Origin of the sequence: Streptomyces sp. NPDC085481 (genome assembly GCF_044541845.1) — a bacterium.
Lineage (GTDB): Bacteria > Actinomycetota > Actinomycetes > Streptomycetales > Streptomycetaceae > Streptomyces.
Genome location: NZ_JBITTJ010000002.1, coordinates 303,118 through 319,850, shown reverse-complemented (window position 1 = coordinate 319,850; position 16,733 = coordinate 303,118). Strand labels below are relative to the sequence as shown.

Here is a 16,733-nt window from a genome sequence, read left to right as displayed (position 1 = left end):
AGACCGTGTCTCCGAGTGAACCGACGTGTGCTGCGTGCAGCGCGAGAGTGGTCGCGAACGGCGGTCGTCGCACTCACCGTGACACTGACCATCGCCGCCACGGCCTCGGGGGCAGCCGCCGAGCCACAGCCCAACGTCCCACCCCGGGCCGGCAGCTCCTCGCAGCCAGCCCTCGACGGGCAGGAGGAGACGCGGGTACAGCCGGACGGTCAGGTGGACACGCGGACCCTGCCCAAGCCGCGGCGCGTCGCCGGAGAGGAAGCGAAGCCCCTCCTGCCCGCCCCGAAGCTCGCGCAGGCCGCGCAACACGTGCCGAGCGTGCCGGTCGCGACCTCGCGCCTGGTCCCGAAGGCAGCCACGGGCGCCGCGTCCCCGAAAGCGGTGCCGTCCACGGCCGTTCTCGAGCGCCTGAAGACCTTCCCGACTCTCGGGAACGTGAACAGCCGCATCCCCTCCGACACACAGCTCGCGGTGGGGCCCACGTACATCATCCAGATGGTCAACCGCAGCGCCCAGATCTACGACAAGGCCGGCAACACCGTGGGCAGCCCCTTCGACCTGGGCTCCTTCTTCGGCTTCGCGGCGAACTCGGGTACCGACCCGCGGGTGCACTACGACGCATCGGTCGGTCGCTTCTACGCTTCCTACGAGTCGAACGTGGCCGGCGGTGACGAGATCCAGCTCGCCGTCAGCGACGACGACGACCCCAACGGCACCTGGACCCGCTACAACGTCGGCAGCAACACCTCGAACGTCCAGCACGACCAGCCCAAGCTCGGCTACAGCAACAACAAGGTCACGCTGAGCTGGAACAACTACAACAAGGCCGACGACTCTTTCCAGGGCGTCGTCACCGTGGTCGTCAACAAGGCGGAGCTGGTGGCCCGCGGCTCGATCACCTTCACGACCTTCGCGCCCGACACGGGCAAGTTCCAGGTCGTCCCGGCCGTTTCGCTGTCCGGCATCGACGACCAGCTCGCCATGTGGCACGGCGAAAGCAGCACGGACGTGCACGTGGTCACGATCACCGGTGTGCCCGGCGATCCCATGCAGCCGGTCGGCCAGACCGACAACACCATCGCCATCGGGGCCGCCGACCCTCCGCCGATGGCTACCCAGCCGGCCGGCGGTGACGCCAACATCAACACCAACGACGGCCGGATGCTGTCGGTCGCCTGGCAGAACGACCACCTCTGGGGCGTCTTCAACGTTTCGTGCACGCCGCCCGGCGACACGGCCGCCCGCGCCTGCCAGCGCTTCCTCCACGTCTCGACCAGCGGGGGGCAGACCCTGGGGACCAACTTCAACCTCGGTCTCGTGGGCGGTCACATCTACTACGGGTCGGTGGCGCTGAACAACGAGGACGATCTGTTCTCCGGCTTCACCGCCTCCTCTCCGACCATGTTCCCGACCGCCGTCGCGATCGGAGTTCCGGGCGGCAACTTCCCCGGGACGACGGTCGGCGACTTCTACGCGGCGGGCACGCAGGCCTACTCCTCGGGATTCCGCTGGGGCGACTACTCGGGCATCGCCCGTGACCCCAGCCACCCCAAGGACGTCTGGACGGCCCAGCAGATCGGTGGCGTGGCCGGCGGCGACTGGGGCACCGCGATGGACCGCGTCACGCTGTCCCCGCCCACGGTCACTGGTGTCACCCCGAACCACGGGCCCGAACTGACGTCGTGCGTGAACACCGTGACGGTGCGGGGTACGGAGTTCCCGACGAGCGGCACCACCGTCAAGTTCGGCTCCGTATCCGCCTCGAACGTGAACGTCATCGGGCCGGAAGAGCTGACCGCGGAGGCACCGCCGCAGGCGCGGGGCACCGTGGACGTCACCGTGACCACCCCCAACGGCACCAGCCCGATCAGTGGCGCCGACCAGTACACGTACGACGCGGACACCTCCGCGCCGACCGTCTCCGCGAGCATCTCGCCGTCGCCGAACGCCGTCGGCTGGAACACCACGAGCCCGGCGACGGTCAACATCAGCGCCGGTGACGGATCCTGCGGCTCCGGCATCCAGAAGATCACCTACAGCGCGAGCGGCGCCCAGCCGATCGCCTCCACCGACGCGTCCGGTGCGAGCGCCGCCGTGCCGATCACGGTGAACGGCGTGACCACGGTGACGTACACCGCCACCGACAACGCCGGCAACGCCTCCGCGCCGCAGACGATCACCGTGCGGCTCGACACCGTGGCGCCGTCGATCACCATCGTCCGGCCGGCGGCCGGCACCTACCTGTACCGCCAGCCGGTCACCGCGTCCTACTCGTGCACGGACGCCACCTCCGGTGTGGCGAGCTGCGTCGGCACGGTTCCCAACAACAGCCCGATCGACACTTCGACCCTCGGCTCGCACACGTTCACGGTGAACGCCAAGGACGTCGCCACCAACCCGTCGACGAAGAGCGTCACCTACAACGTCGCGTACCGGATCTGCCTGCTCTACGACCCGATGCGGCCGGTCCACCTGCTCGGCCAGGTCGTGATCAGCCTGCGGATCTGCGACGCGAACGGCAACAACCTCTCCAGCTCGAACATCACGCTGACGGCCGTCCGGGTCACCGGCCCCGTCACGAGGCCGGTCACGGGCCGGTTCGTCTACAACGCACTGCTCCGTACCTACAGCCTCCCCGTCGGTACGAGGGGGCTCCCGAACGGCAACTACAACCTCGAGTTCACCATCAGCGGAGCGGACACCACGACCCACGTGGCACCCTTCACCCTGCGCTGAGACACATCGGACACCACCGGCCCGGACCCGACCTCGGGTCCGGGCCCTCGGCTTCCCTGGCCCGGCCAAGGGGGTGCAGGCAGTGAGTGATCCGCCGACGGGGACTACACGCCGGTTCGGCCGTCGACGAGCTCTCGCACGATGTCAAGATGCCCGTTGTGTCGGGAGATCTCTTCGATGAGGTGGAGGATCACCCAGCGGAGGTCCACGTGGCGGCCGTCGCTGATGGGGCGCTTGGCCCTTGAGCTCAAGTCTTGGTTGGACAGCAGGCGGCGGTAGCGGTCGCTCTGCTCGCCGTATTCGGCGAGCAGCTGGGGCAACGGAATGCCGACCGCGATCCGCATCTCGGGGTCGGGGTCATCGTCGCTCGCCCGCGTGAGCGGACCTGCGGGTTCCTCCCCCAGGAACATCACTTGGACCCAGTGGTACTCGACCCACCGCAGATGGCTGATCAGCCCAGACAGGGTCATCAGCGGTGAGCTCGGAAGCGGGGCTCTGCGGGCGTCCTCCGCGGAGGCGCCCTCGCACTTGGCTCGCGCCGTGTCACGGGCGTAGTCCAGGAAGGTGATCAGCTGCGTGCGCTCGTCCCAGGTGGGAGGCGTATCGGTTCGTTGCGTCATCGCGGGGATCTTCTCGCGGACCGGAGGGACGGTCGAGCCGTTTATGAACGGGATCCCGTCCAGTGCTGCCTCATCAGCCCTGGTCCGGCGACCTCGACGAGATCCGCCGGACAGGCCCTGGACCTGTCGGGGCCCGCGCGCCATTGCGTGCCGCAACCGGCCTCACGCGACGTCAGGCCGATGCGAGCGCCGGCAGAGGTGCGCTGACCGTCAGCCGGGCGCGGTGAACTGGCCGGTGCCCACGACCTTGAGGAGGGCGAGGCGTTCGGCGGTGTCGCTGCCGACGGGCGGGGTGTACAGGACCACCCGCTGGTCGCCCTCCGGGGCGAGCAGCACCTGGCAGTCCAGTTCGACCGGCCCGATCAGCGGGTGCAGGACCCGCATGCGCGACGCCCGGCGCACGGAGACCTCGTGCCGCTCCCACAGGGCGGTGAACTCCTCGCCGGTCCCCTTCAGCCGCTCCACCAGGCGTGCCGCGGCCGGGTCGCCCGCGCGCCGGCCGACGGCCGCCCGCAGGTCGGCGACGTGCAGCCGGCTGTCGTACTCGTGCTCCTCCGGCGGGTATGCGGCGCGCTGGGCCGGATCGGCGAACCAGCGCCAGACCACGTTGCGGCCGTGCTCGGACACCGTGCACACCCCGCCCAGCAGGGCCTCGGCCATCGGGTTCTGGGCGAGGACGTCACCGAGGTCGCCGAGCACCTGGACGGGTGTGCCGGGGAGCTGCTCCATGAGGTGCAGCAGTCCGGGGCCGACGTGGTCGCCCGAGGTCCGTGCGGCGGGCGGGCGGCGGCCGGCGAGGAGGTGGAGGTGGTCGCGTTCGTCCTCGGACAGGCGCAGGGCCCGCGCGAGGGCGGCGAGCATCTCCGGCGAGGGCTGCGGGCCGCGGGCCTGTTCGAGGCGGATGTAGTAGTCGGCCGACATGCCGGCCAGCTGGGCGACCTCTTCGCGGCGCAGGCCCGGCGTGCGCCGTCGGGGGCCGACCGGCAGGCCGGCGTCCTGGGGCCTCACCCGCTCGCGGGAGCGGCGCAGGAAATCGGCGAGTGCCGCACGGTCGATCTTCATACAGCCATCCTGCCGGACGGTCAGGTGCCCAGCCAGGGACTGCCGATCCCAGGGTAAGGAGGGCTCTCCCGGCCCCTTCCGGGCGGCGGCACCGTTGGTCCGGCCGGAGCGAGAACGCCCCGGCCGACACCGTCGACGCAGTCGACACCGCAGAGATCGGGAGCACTCCATGGCCATCGTCGACGTCAACGGCGCGCAGGTCCACTACGAGAAGACCGGCTCGGGCCCCGCCCTGGTCCTGGTCCACGGCAGCGGATCGGCCGGCTCCGCCGTCAACTGGGGCCGGACCGCGCCCCGGTTCACCCCGCACCACACCGTGATCACCCCCGATCTGTCCGGCACCGAGGCGACCGTGGACGACGGCGCCCCGCTCACCGCCGAAGGCCTCGCCGCGCAGGTCATCGCCGTCATCGAGGATGCGGTGGACGCGGCGGACGGACCGGTCGACCTGCTGGGCTTCTCCATGGGATCCACCGTCGCCGCCACCGTCGCCGCCTTGCGCCCCGACCTCGTACGACGCCTGATCCTGGTCGCCGGCTGGGCCCACACCGATGGCGACGAATACCTGCGCAACCTCTTCACCCTCTGGCAGGACCTCGGCACCTCCGACCCCGCCTCCTTCGGCCGGGCCGTGGCGATGACCGGCTTCAGCCGCGGCTTCCTGAACGTCATCGGCCGCGCGGCGTTCGAGGCCCTCATCCCCAACATGCCGCCCACCGAGGGCACTCTGCGCCACATCGCCTACGACCTGCGGGTGGACATCCGGCCGCTGCTGCCCCGCATCGAGGCCCCCACCCTGGTGATCGGCGGCACCCAGGACATCACGGTCCCGGTCGAGCACAGCCGGGCCCTGCGCGCCGCGATCACCAACAGCTCGTACGCCGAGATCGACGCGGGCCACGTGATGTTCTTCGAGCAGGAGGACACCTTCGTCAAGCTCGTGTCCGACTTCATCGCGTGATCCGTATGAACGGCCTGCGCCCTGTGCCCCTGCGCGGTGGCCCGGTGCCGCGGCGGTCAGCTGATGAAGGACTCGGGTCCGAAGCGACCCCAGGCCACGAAACCGGCCAGGACGAGGTAGATCAGGTCCACCACCAGGTAGGTGGTCTCGTGGCGGCGTATGCGGGTGATCGCAGCGCCCGCCATCATCAGTACCAGACCGAGCGCGGCGAGCGGCACCAGGACCGGGGCGATGTCGAGTACGGCGGGCAGGACCAGGCCCACTGCGGCCAGGACCTCCAGGGCTCCGATCACCTTCACGCCGCCTGCGCTGAAGTCGTCGACCCACCTCGCGCTGGGCCCGCTGGCGGCGATCTTGCCCTTCGGGGTGATCATCTTGAAGGCGCCGCCGAACAGGTAGGCGGCGGCGAGCAGGCCGGCGACGATCCACAGCGCGAGGTTCACGGGTTTGTCCCTGGAGAGTTGTAGGCGGGTCGGATGCGGCAGCCGCCGCGTCGGCGGTCGAGTGGTTATCCGTGCTGTCCGGGCTGGTAGTCGCCGGCAGGCTGCTGGATGGTCACATTCAGGCGGTTGAAGGCGTTGATGACGGAGATCTGGGTCACCAGAGCCGCGAGCTGCTCCTCGTCGTAGTGCTTGGCGGCGTTCGCCCAGACCTCGTCGGGGACGCCGCCGGCCGCGTCCGCGATGCGGGTGGCCTCTTCGGTCAGTTCCAGGGCGGCGCGTTCGGCTTCGGTGAAGACGGTGGCCTCGCGCCAGGCCGCGACCATGTGGAGGCGGACCTGGGTCTCGCCGGCGGCGGTGGCGTCCTTGGTGTGCATGTCGATGCACCCGGCGCATCCGTTGATCTGGCTGGCGCGCAGATTCACCAGCTCGCGCGTCGCGGCCGGCAGTGCCGAGTCCCCGAGCGCCTGGCCCGCCGCGATGATGTGCTTCCACGCCTTGGCCGCGACCGGACTGGCAAAGACGTTCAGGCGAGCGTTCATCGTGGACTCCCTTGTTGTTGTTCGCTGTTGCCCTCTAAGACAGGGCAACCTGGCGGCCTGTGACAACAAAGGATGTGACCTGCGTCTCCCTCGCTGGTGCCGCGGACATGCCGAGGGCCGGGTCGGCCGCCTCGGATACCTTGCCGACGTTCGTGTGGATCTCGGAACGGGCAGCCGCAGGCTCGCCCGAGTGTTGCAGTACGCGAGACAGGGGAGGACATTTCATGACAGGAACAAGGGGTGTGATGGACTCGGTCGCCTATCGGCCGCTGCTGTTCTCCATCGCCTACGGGATGACGGGATCGGTGAGCGACGCCGAAGACATCGTGCAGGACGCGTTCCTCGGCCTGACCCGGGCCCAGCAGGCAGGAACGGAGATCGCCACCCCGAAGGCGTATCTGACCACGTCGGTCACACGGCTGGGAATCAACCACCTCGGTTCGGCCCGCGCCCGGCGGGAGACCTACGTGGGGGAATGGCTGCCCGAACCGGTCGTCGTGACCGGCGATCGGCCCGGGCCGGCCGAGCACGCCGAGCTGGCCGACTCCCTGTCCATGGCGTTCCTCGTCCTGCTGGAGGCCCTCTCCCCCGTGGAGCGGGCGGTGTTCATGCTGCGCGAGGCCTTCGGGTACGACTACCAGGACGTGGCGAGGACCACCGGTAAGTCCGAGGCGAACTGCCGCCAGATCTTCGCCCGCGCCAGGAAGCGCATCGCCGCCGCAGGACAGGGGGCCGACAGCGCACCGCCCCTGGCGCGACGGACGGAGGGCGAGGAACTCGCCCGCAGGTTCTTCGAAGCCGCCGAGGGCGGCGACATGGACGCTCTGCTCGGCATGCTCGCGCCCGACGTGGTGTATCACGGGGACGGCGGCGGAAAGGCGCGGGCGACCAGGAACCCGGTGACCGAGCGTCAGCGCGTGGGACGACTGCTCGTCGGCGGGATCCGCCGGGTCCTTACGCTCGGCGCTGCCCTCCGCCCCGCCTGGGTCAACGGCCGGCCGGGCGCCGTGACGTACGACACCGCAAGGCACGTGGTCAGCGTGGTCGAGCTCGACATCGCCGACGGCGTGATCCGGGCGATCCACTCCGTGTCCAACCCCGACAAACTCGGCCACCTCGGCCCGGTGTCCGACATGGCACGACTGCCGGAGAACGGATGAGCCCTCACCCCGTCGGCCACTGCCCGTGGCCGGTTCCGATCACCACCGAGTCGTATGGCAACGGTCGGCTGCACGTGCGAAAGCGACTCGGGCCACGCCGGTCGGTTCCCGGTTGCTGCGCCCCAGGGGCTCAGGAAGCCGCATGGCCTCACCTGCTGCCGAGCGCGTGCCCCAGCCGTGCCCTTCAGGCCGGTGAACAGCGGTCACCACGGGCTCAGGCGGAACCTCGCGACGAGCCGGGCGAGCCGACGTATCTGCAGGTCAGAAGCCCTATCGACGGTTCGAGCGGCGTTGATTCCCAAGCCTATAGCGCGGGTTCGATTCCCGTCATCCGCTCTTGAACGAAGGCCCCAGGTCAGCGACCTGGGGCCTTCTTCGTCAGTTTCCAGGGGAGCAGGATTTCGCGGATCGTCGATGTCGACCGCGATTTCGAACCCCGCGGTCGAGCTGAAAGTACCGACGTTGCCGGACAGGACCACGGCGAGGAGGCGCGGCCTTGTCCGGGGTAGCGCCTGGGTCTCGAACCAACCGCCGGAAGGGAGCGTGTGGCGGCGAGCTGTACCAGGGGTGGGGTCGCCGAGTTCGGCCGGATCAATGCCGAGATTCGCAAGTTCGACGATCTGGTCGGCGACGGCTTTCACCTCGTCGCGGACGGCCTTCGGGTAGCCGACCTCGTCCTCGGCATGGAAGGCGTACTCCCACACGTCGATCCGCAACCCGCTCGGCCGCCCGACACCGAGCGTTCCATCATGCGCGGCGGGGCCTCGTGGAGTCGTACGCCGTGCCACAACGTGGCGCCCGGCCTAGGCAGTTGCTCCGGTGCGCGTGGTCGGGGGCTGCTCGGTGGCGCAGTGGAGGCACTTGCTCGCCGCCGCGGGCAGGTCTTCCGAGAGGCAGGCGGGGCAGGTCTTGACGGGGCCGGGTTCGCCGAACGCCTTGACGCCGCGGCGGGCCTGGTAGTGCTTGTACGGCACGATGATCACGAAGTAGATGACCGCCATGAAGATGATGAAGTAGATCAGGGCGGAGATGAACTGTCCCAGGTCGAGGTAGGTCGCCTGGTTGCCCTCGTCGCCGAGCTGCCACCCGAGCCCCAGGGACTCGCCGCCCTGGAAGCGGCTGACGATCGGGTTGATCACGAAGTCGGTGAACGCCTTGATCAGGGTCGAGAAGGCCAGCGCGATGACCAGCCCGACGGCGATGGTGATGAGGTCACCGCGCATGAGGAAGTTCTTGAAGCCTTTGAGCACTCTCCGCTTTTCCTTCCTGAGTGCCCGCATGCCCGGCGGGGGTGGGCGCAGCGGGAGCAGTTCTCAGCAGCTAATCGCAGGTCCGGAGGAAGGCAGGGGAGCCACGGCGCAGCGACACACGGACGGCCGCAGCCGCGCCGTCCCGCAGCTGACGACGGTCGAGCAGGGGTGCGCGCGGCCGAGGCCGGCGTCGACGTGACCGGGTACTCGCCTCCGGCGGCATCGCCGACGGCCCTGGAGCCGCGCACCGGTCGGCTCATCGCGCCAGGCACCGTCTGACCACCCTGCGGGCGGCCGTGTCACCTCGTCTCTGCGAGGGCCTTGCCGCGGGCGCTGATCGCCGGCCGTGGCAATGGAGTTGTCAGACCTGCCGGCAGCCGCAAGGGCCCCGTTGACGGTCGGATCGCGGACAAGATCCGACCTACATGCCACTTACTGTCGTCTGCGGCCGGCCAAGGGGAAGGTTCGGCCACCGCCCTGTGCGGTGCTCACCTCCGCAGACAGCAGCAAAGGAGCGACGTGACCATTCTGGTTACCGGTGCGACGGGAACCCTGGGGCGCCATGTGGTCGAGCGACTTCGCCAGGCCGGGCAGGCGGTTCGTGCACTCACCCGCACCCCGGACGACGCGACCGGTCTGCCCGACGACGTCGAAGTGGTGGGCGGCGACCTCACGAAGCCGCACACGTTGGCAGCGGCCCTCCACGGAGTCTCCGCCCTGCACCTGCTCGGAGCCACCGGGCACGACCACGCCCCGTTGCGTACGGGGCCACAGATCATGTCGATGGCCGCCGAGGCGGGTGTACGGCGGCTGACGGTCCTGTCGGCCGGCGAAGAAGGGGAGCTGCGCCAAGCCGTGCGGGACAGCGGCCTGGAGTGGACGTTCGTCTGGCCGATCGACCTCATGTCCAACGCGTTGGGATGGGCTGAAGCCATCCGCGATACGGCGGAGGTCCGAGAGCCGTACGCGCGTCGCCGGACCGCTTCGGCCGACGAGACGGACGTCGCCGAGGTCGTCGCCACCGTGCTTGCCGCGGGCGGCCACATGGGGAGGAGCCTCGTCGTGTCAGGGCCCGAAGCACTCACGCCGGCCGACAAGGTGGCAGCCATCGCGGCGGTGACCGGCCGTGAGATCCGCTTCACCGAGCTGACCGACGACCAGGCACGCCGGCAGTGGCGGGCCGAGGGCTGGCCCGAGGAGGGCATCGAGTTCATGCTGCGCATGTGGGCGACCGTGCCCGAGACGGTGGGCGGGGTGACGTCAGCGGTCGCGGACGTTCTCGGCCGTCCGCCGCGAACCTTCGCGCAATGGGCCGCCGCACACGCCGACGCCTTCCGCCCCTGACGGGAGTCCCGTGGCGAACCGCGCGGTCCGGGCGGCCCGCCCGGGGCCCCGGTACGGAGGCCTGGGCGATCGACTGGACAGGCGGGAGGAGCGGATCAGGTCCTTCCACTCGACGATCGGGCGGCCGTGGTTCTTCTCGATCGAGGGGAGGCAGCCGGCAAGGCGCTTCACCACCACCCGGGCGGGGACGCCGGTATCGGTCGTCCTTCCCCCGGGGTCCACCGACCGGTGGACCCGAGGTTCAGCCGGCCGGGCGTGTCGGGCCCCGCCCCACTCCGACCAGGATCACGGGTATGAGTCAACTCCCTGTACGGATAGCCCGATGGAGCGCCCGGCACGCATGGCGTGCGATCGCCGGCTGGTTCGTATTCGTCGTTCTGTGCCTCGGTGTCGGCATCGCGGTCGGCACCGACGAAGCCGCTGTCGAGGACTTCCGGGTCGGTGAGGCGGGGCGCGCCGAGGCCATGGCAGCCGAAGGGGGCCTGCAACGCAGACCCACCGAGCAGATCATGTTCTCCGCCAAGTCCGGCCCTCTGGACATGGAGGCAGCCGGCTCCGCGGCCCGGGACCTCACCGAGCGGATGCGGAAGCTGCCCGAGGTGGACAGCGTGGCCGCCCCGGTCCGCTCCGAGGACGGCACGGTCCTCAGGGTCTCGGTGGTCCTGAAGGGCCCCGAGCTGGAAGGCAGGAAGAACGTCGCCCCGCTCCTCGAACAGACGGCGAAGGTGCGCGACGACCACCCCGACCTCGTCGTGGAGGAGACCGGCTCCCCCTCGATCAGCAAGGGTGTCAATGACCAGCGCGGGAAGGACCTCGCGCTCTCCGAGCGCATCACGCTGCCGGTCACGCTCGTCACCCTGCTGATCGTCTTCGGATCGGTGGTGATGGCCGGTGTGCCGCTGCTGCTTGCGCTCTCCTCGATCGCCGCCGCCCTGGGGCTGTCCATGATCTCGTCCCATGTCCTGCCCGACCCCGGTGTCGGGACCAACATGATCCTCCTCATCGGCCTGGCGGTGGGAGTCGACTACACGCTCTTCTACCTCAAGCGGGAACGCGAGGAACGGGCCCGTGCCGGTGGCCGGCTCGCCCCGGAGGCCCTGGTGGAGCTGGCGGCGGCGACCGCGGGCCGGGCCATCGTGGTCTCCGGCCTCGCCGTGATCGTCTCCACCTCCACGCTGTATCTGGCCACGGACGTCATCTTCTCCTCGCTGGCGACGGGCACGATCCTGGTCGTGGCGGTCGCCATGGTCAGCTCCCTGACCGTGCTTCCCGCACTCCTCGTGACGATCGGCCACCGGACCGAGCGCCGTGCGGCCCGCAAGGCCGCCCGCCGGGCGAGCCGTGGCAAGCCGGTCCGCACGAAGCGGGCGGAGGCCGAAACGGGCCGGGTGTCCGGCGCCCTGCTGCGGCCCGCGCAGAAGCATCCCGCCCTCACACTGTGCGTATCGGCGCTGGTCATGCTCGCCCTGGCGGCGCCCGCGCTCGGCCTGAGACTCGTCGACCCGGGCAAGGACACCTTCTCCCGCGACATCCCGGCCATGCAGGTCTACGACCGGTTGAACGCGGCCTTCCCGGAGCTTCTGGTCAAGCACGAGATCGTCGCCCGCTCCACCCCGGACCGGGCCGCGGAGGTGAGGCGTGCTCTGGCGGACCTCGGGCGGCGGGCGCAGGCCGATCCCCTGTTCGCCGGGAACGCCGAGCCGAAGGTGCGTACGTCGGCCGACGGCCGGATCAGCGTGCTGGAGCTGGCCGTCCCGTTCCCCGCGCCCTCCGGCGAAGCGATCGAGTCGCTCGGCCATCTCCGGGAGGACTATCTGCCCACCACGGTCGGCCGGCTGCCCGGCGTGGAGACGGGGGTGAGCGGTGACGTGGCGCGGGGCCGCGACTACGTGGATCACGAGAACGGCAAGCTGCCGCTGGTCATCGGATTCCTGCTGCTGGTGACCTTCGTGATGACCGTGTGGGCGTTCCGCTCGGTGGTCATCGGCCTGATCGGCGTCGTACTCAATCTGTTGTCCGCCGGGGCCTCGCTCGGCCTGCTCGTCGTGTTCTTCCAGGGCACGTGGGCGGAGGACCTGCTGGCCTTCGACTCGCTCGGTGCGATCGCGTCCCGGGTACCGCTGTTCCTCTTCGTGATCCTCTTCGGCCTGTCGATGGACTACCAGGTGTTCGTGGTCAGCCGGATCCAGGAGGCCAGACAGAACGGGATGTCGGCCCGCGAGGCGGTGCTGGACGGCATCAGCCGGTCGGCCAAGGTGGTGACCAGCGCGGCGATCGTGATGGTGACGGTGTTCGGCGCCTTCGTCGCCCTGCACCTCACCGAGATGAAGCAGATGGGCTTCTGTCTGGCGGTGGCCGTGCTGCTGGACGCCGTGGTCATCCGGCTCATGGTCCTGCCGTCGCTCCTGCTGCTGCTCGGCGAGCGGGCATGGTGGCCGCTTCGGCCGGCGCGGCCGTCCCTTCCGGCGCCGACCGCCGCCTCAGCCGGCGTTCCGTTCGAGAACGTAGGCTGATGATCATGCTTCAACGGCCACAGCGCGGCGACCCGTTCTGGATCTGGATGCTCCACTGGTGGGACGTCATGTCCTGGACGATCACCGGACTGCTGGCCGTGATCACCGTCGTGGGAGACACCCCCGGCACGGCCAAGTACGGGTCGCTGGCACTGCTGACACTTCTCGGCACCTGTTACGGGGTCGTACGCAGACGCCCCGGCAACCCGGTGCGCGGCGCGTACTCCTATCTGGCCCTGCTGGTCCTCATCCTGGGCGGACTCGCCTACCTCCGCGAAGGCTTCGGGGTGCTCTACACGCTGACGCTTCCACAGTTCGTGATCTTCGCGAACAGCCTGCGGTCCGCGATCGTCTACAGCGGCCTCGGCGCCGTGGCCATCACGGTCGGCGGCAGTCTGCGGGAAGGCTGGAACACCGATGTCCTCACCACCAACACCATCTCCTCGCTCGCCGTCTACGCGGTGAGCATCCTGATCGCCGTACTGACGCCCCGGGCTCTCGGACTGCGCGACGAACGCGCCCAGCTGCGCGCCGAGTTGAAGAGCACCCAGCTGAGCCTGGCCGAGGCGCACCGGCTCCAGGGCGCAGCGGAGGAGCGCGAGCGCCTCGCGCGGGAGATCCACGACACCCTCGCCCAGGGCTTCGCCTCCATCGTCGCGCTGGCGGAGGCAGCCCGCTCCGGCCTCGAAACCGATACGGAGAAGAGCGCCCAGCAGTTGCGGTCCATCGAGCAGACCGCCCGCGAGAACCTCGCCGAGGCGCGCGTCCTCGTCGGCTCGGCCCCCCAGAGCGGCGTGGCCCCCGGCTCGGCGGCCAGAACCCTGCGCCGGACCCTGGACCGGTTCGCCGAGGACACCGGATTCACGGTCACCGCGGACCTGCCGGACATCGAGTGCGACCAGCAGACCCGGATCGCGCTGCTCCGCTGCACTCAGGAGTCCCTTGCCAACATCCGCAAGCACGCGGCGGCCTCCGCCGTCGACGTCGTCCTGGCACAGCAGGCGTTCGGCATCGAGCTGGAAATCATCGACGACGGACGGGGCTTCGTGGTCGAGGAGTCCCAAGGCTTCGGACTCAACGGCATGCGCAAACGCCTCGCCGAACTCGGCGGCGAACTCACCGTCACCAGCTCGGTCGGAGACGGCACCCGCGTCCTCGCCATGATTCCCACGAACGGTCAGGTGTGACATGACGACATCGGCAGACACGCTCCGCATCATCCTCGCCGACGACCATACGGTGATGCGCGCCGGCCTGGTCGCGCTGCTGGCCTCCGAGCCCACCATCGACATCGTCGGCGAAGCCGACGACGGCCGGGGGGCGGTCGAGCTGGTCAACCGCCTGAAGCCCGACCTGGCGCTGCTGGATCTGCGGATGCCGGTGCTCGACGGGGTGGGTGCCACCGCCGAGATCATCGCGGGCCATCCGGGCACTCGCGTGCTGATCCTGACCACCTACGACACCGACACCGAGATCGAGCATGCCGTGGAGGCGGGCGCGACCGGCTATCTCCTCAAGGACGCCACCCGCGAACAGCTCGTCGAAGCCATTCACTCGGCGTCCCGGGGAGAAACCGTCCTGGCCCCGCGCGTCGCACAGCGTCTGGTGGCCAAGATGCGGCAGCCCGCGCCGGTGACGCTCACCGCGCGCGAGGTGGATGTGCTGGATGCCGTCGCCGACGGCCTGTCCAATCCGGAGATCGGCAGGCGCCTCGTCATCGCCGAGGCCACGGTGAAAACCCATCTGCTCCGGATCTTCGCCAAGTTGAACGTCAGCGACCGCACCCGCGCGGTCGTGGTGGCCCTGGAGCAGGGCCTGCTGCACCGGCGTTGACGGCACCCGCGGAACACGCTCGTCACGGTGCCTTCTGCCGTGGCGCCGCGTCCGAGGGCTGCTCGCGGGAACGGGGTCGAGGTCACAGCAATCGGTCGACCAGCGCGTCGATGTAGTCCGGGGTGAGCGGGACCATGCCGAACAGGACGCGGATGTACATCGGGGCCAGGATGTGGTCCAGCACGCCGAGCGCGTCGGGCGCGTGCTCGCCACGCTCGCGGGCGCGATCGAGCATGGACTGCAGTTGCCGCATGCGTTCGTCGCGGATTTCGTCACCGGCCCGCATGCCCTGCCGCCCGCTGCTCGACAGGGCGACGGCCAGGCGCACCACCGCCAGACCGTCGGGTCCGGTGATCTCGCGGGCCACGTTGGCCGCGTACGTACGCAGGTCGCCGGCGAGGCTGCCGGTGTCGGGCATCGGCGACTGCGCGTTGAGGCGGGTGAGCGCCACGTCGGTGAGCAGGTTTTCCAGGTTGCCCCACCGGCGGTAGACGCTGCTGTCGGCCACGCCCGCGCGGGCTGCCACCTCGCCGACGGTGAAGTTGCCGTAGCCGCGCTCGCTGATCAGGTCGGTGACGGCCTGGTGCACCTGCTCGCCGATGCGGGCGCTGCGCCCGCCGGGCCGCCGGGCCCGCTGTCGCTCGTCCATACCTCCCACCTTAACGCAGGAGCCGCTTGCGTTTGTGAGTGGACCCTCCCTATAGTCACCTAACGCAGTGCCCGACTGCGTTAAAGCGCTCGGGTGTATCGCCGTCCGCGTCGACCGCGACCGGGCAACTGACGATGGAGAGGAGTCCCCATGGCTGCATCGCATGCGGCCGGAGGCAGTCGATCGAACCGGGCCGTGCTGCTCGCGGTGACCTGCCTCGGCCAGTTCATGGTCCTGCTCGACAACACGATCGTCGGAGCGGCGCTGCCCGACATGCAGCACCGGCTGCACACCGGGTTGACCGGTCTGCAGTGGATCGTCGACGCGTACGTCCTGCTGGTCGCCATGCTGCTGCTGTCCGGCGGCATCTTCGCCGACCGGTTCGGCCGCAAGCGGGTGTACCTGACCGGCGTGGCGGTCTTCACCGCCGCCTCGGTGGTGTGCAGCCTCGCGCCCTCGCTCAGCTGGCTGGTCGCCGGCCGGGTACTGCAGGGCATCGGAGCCGCGGCACTGAGCCCTGCCTCGCTCGCCCTGCTCGCCGCCGCCCATCCCGTACCGCAGGAACGCATCAAGGCGATCGGGCTGTGGGCCGGATTCAGCGGAATCGGTCTGGCCGCGGGCCCCGTGGCCGGCGGAGTGCTGACCGATGCCTTCGGCTGGCCCGCCATCTTCCTGGTCAATCTGCCCATCGGCGCGGTCCTGCTGCTGGTCGGCCTGCGCCACCTCGGCGAGTCCCGCAACCCGAGCGCCCCCGCGATCGACATCCCCGGCACCGTGCTGTCCGTTCTGGCGGTGGGGGCGCTGACCTACGGGCTGATCGAAGGTGGCGCCCGCGGCTGGACATCGCCGGCGATCCTGGGCAGCTTCACCGCCGCGGCGATCCTCCTCGCCGCCTTCGTCGCCGTCGAGGCGCGTCGCTCCGCACCGATGCTGCCGCTGCGGCTGTTCCGGCAGCGGCTGTTCACCGTGTCCAACACCGCCATGACCGTGGTGGGGTTCGCGCTGATGGGTTCGTCGTTCTTCTTCTCCCAGTTCTTCGTGTACGTCCAGGGCAGCTCGATCCTGCGCGCCGGCCTGCAGACCCTGCCGGTGTCCCTCGCCATGGTGATCGTCAGCCCGTACGCGGGCCGGCTCGCCGCCCGGTACGGCTTCCGCATCGTGGTCACCACCGGCCTGGCCCTGGCCGGCCTGGGCCTCCTCGCGCTCGGCACGGTGCACGCCGACACCGGTTACGGGAACGTGTGGTGGCGGCTGGGACTCGCCGGCATCGGCTTCGCCCTGACCCTGTCCCCGCTGACGGGAGCCGCCATCCAGGCGGTCAGCCCACAGGAAGGCGGCCTCGCGTCAGGCATCAGCAGCACCACCCGGCAGATCGGAGCGGTGCTCGGCGTGGCGGTGCTCGGAGCCGTCGTCCGCACCCGGCAATCCGGCGGCGCCTCCTTCGAGGCCGGCCTCGACAGCGCCTTCGTCGCGGCCGGCGCCATCACCTTGGCCACCGCCGTGCTCACCGGCCTGTGGCTGGCGAGGTCCGAACCCGCGGAAGGCTCCGCAGCCCCGCGCCGTTCCACCGATCCTGATGCGGTCACCACCCCGAACGTGGCACCCGTGAACAGCCGTTGACAC

General features: G+C 70.0%; 15 protein-coding genes. 8 read left to right on the top strand and 7 right to left on the bottom strand.

Annotated elements, in window-relative coordinates:
• Positions 1-78 precede the first annotated feature (78 nt).
• On the top strand, positions 79-2,736 hold the full coding sequence (locus ACIGEZ_RS07295; protein ID WP_399826907.1) for an OmpL47-type beta-barrel domain-containing protein: 2,658 nt from the start codon (positions 79-81) through the stop codon (positions 2,734-2,736).
• Positions 2,737-2,840: 104 nt separating this feature from the next.
• Here the strand turns inward: ACIGEZ_RS07295 and ACIGEZ_RS07290 are convergent, their stop codons facing one another.
• Both ACIGEZ_RS07290 and ACIGEZ_RS07285 read right to left on the bottom strand, forming a co-directional pair.
• The gene (locus ACIGEZ_RS07290; RefSeq protein ID WP_399826905.1) at positions 2,841-3,356 is read right to left on the bottom strand and encodes a DinB family protein; all 516 of its coding nucleotides are present in this window, start codon (positions 3,354-3,356) and stop codon (positions 2,841-2,843) included.
• Positions 3,357-3,566: 210 nt separating this feature from the next.
• Entirely contained in the window at positions 3,567-4,418 is an 852-nt protein-coding gene (locus ACIGEZ_RS07285; protein WP_399826902.1) for a helix-turn-helix transcriptional regulator, read from the bottom strand.
• A gap of 169 nt (positions 4,419-4,587) precedes the next feature.
• Here ACIGEZ_RS07285 and ACIGEZ_RS07280 point away from each other — a divergent pair, with 169 nt between their 5' ends.
• Complete coding sequence (locus ACIGEZ_RS07280) at positions 4,588-5,379, top strand: alpha/beta fold hydrolase (RefSeq protein WP_399826900.1); 792 nt, start codon at positions 4,588-4,590, stop codon at positions 5,377-5,379.
• Between the two features lie 56 nt (positions 5,380-5,435).
• On the opposite strand, the gene ACIGEZ_RS07275 is transcribed toward ACIGEZ_RS07280, so the two are convergent.
• A complete protein-coding gene (locus ACIGEZ_RS07275; protein WP_399826897.1) occupies positions 5,436-5,822 on the bottom strand; it encodes a DoxX family protein in 387 nt (128 codons plus the stop codon).
• Between the two features lie 65 nt (positions 5,823-5,887).
• Positions 5,888-6,361: a carboxymuconolactone decarboxylase family protein gene (locus ACIGEZ_RS07270; RefSeq protein WP_399826894.1), complete on the bottom strand. Its 474-nt coding sequence runs from the start codon at positions 6,359-6,361 to the stop codon at positions 5,888-5,890.
• Between the two features lie 224 nt (positions 6,362-6,585).
• On the opposite strand from ACIGEZ_RS07270, the gene sigJ reads away from it, so the two are divergent.
• A complete protein-coding gene (sigJ, locus tag ACIGEZ_RS07265; RefSeq protein WP_399826892.1) occupies positions 6,586-7,521 on the top strand; it encodes an RNA polymerase sigma factor SigJ in 936 nt (311 codons plus the stop codon).
• Positions 7,522-7,724: 203 nt separating this feature from the next.
• Here sigJ and ACIGEZ_RS07260 read toward each other — a convergent pair whose 3' ends face one another.
• Together ACIGEZ_RS07260 and ACIGEZ_RS07255 are read right to left on the bottom strand one after the other, a co-directional pair.
• The gene (locus ACIGEZ_RS07260) at positions 7,725-8,237 is read right to left on the bottom strand and encodes a hypothetical protein (RefSeq protein WP_399826889.1); all 513 of its coding nucleotides are present in this window, start codon (positions 8,235-8,237) and stop codon (positions 7,725-7,727) included.
• 87 nt (positions 8,238-8,324) lie between these two features.
• Positions 8,325-8,771: an MscL family protein gene (locus tag ACIGEZ_RS07255; RefSeq protein ID WP_399826887.1), complete on the bottom strand. Its 447-nt coding sequence runs from the start codon at positions 8,769-8,771 to the stop codon at positions 8,325-8,327.
• A 519-nt stretch (positions 8,772-9,290) separates the two neighbouring features.
• On the opposite strand from ACIGEZ_RS07255, the gene ACIGEZ_RS07250 reads away from it, so the two are divergent.
• From ACIGEZ_RS07250 to ACIGEZ_RS07235, 4 genes are all read left to right on the top strand, one after another.
• Positions 9,291-10,115 carry an NAD(P)H-binding protein gene (locus tag ACIGEZ_RS07250; protein ID WP_399826885.1) on the top strand — a complete coding sequence of 275 codons (825 nt, stop codon included), beginning with the start codon at positions 9,291-9,293 and terminating at the stop codon, positions 10,113-10,115.
• A 293-nt stretch (positions 10,116-10,408) separates the two neighbouring features.
• Complete coding sequence (locus ACIGEZ_RS07245; protein ID WP_399826884.1) at positions 10,409-12,628, top strand: MMPL family transporter; 2,220 nt, start codon at positions 10,409-10,411, stop codon at positions 12,626-12,628.
• Between the two features lie 5 nt (positions 12,629-12,633).
• The gene (locus ACIGEZ_RS07240; RefSeq protein WP_399826881.1) at positions 12,634-13,815 is read left to right on the top strand and encodes a sensor histidine kinase; all 1,182 of its coding nucleotides are present in this window, start codon (positions 12,634-12,636) and stop codon (positions 13,813-13,815) included.
• 1 nt (position 13,816) lies between these two features.
• Positions 13,817-14,461, top strand: coding sequence for a response regulator (locus tag ACIGEZ_RS07235; RefSeq protein WP_399826878.1), 645 nt, complete (start codon positions 13,817-13,819; stop codon positions 14,459-14,461).
• A gap of 82 nt (positions 14,462-14,543) precedes the next feature.
• On the opposite strand, the gene ACIGEZ_RS07230 is transcribed toward ACIGEZ_RS07235, so the two are convergent.
• A complete protein-coding gene (locus ACIGEZ_RS07230; RefSeq protein WP_399826875.1) occupies positions 14,544-15,110 on the bottom strand; it encodes a TetR/AcrR family transcriptional regulator in 567 nt (188 codons plus the stop codon).
• A gap of 150 nt (positions 15,111-15,260) precedes the next feature.
• Here ACIGEZ_RS07230 and ACIGEZ_RS07225 point away from each other — a divergent pair, with 150 nt between their 5' ends.
• Positions 15,261-16,730 (top strand): MFS transporter, encoded by a 1,470-nt coding sequence (locus ACIGEZ_RS07225; RefSeq protein ID WP_399826873.1) that lies wholly within the window; start codon positions 15,261-15,263, stop codon positions 16,728-16,730.
• Positions 16,731-16,733: the final 3 nt, after the last annotated feature.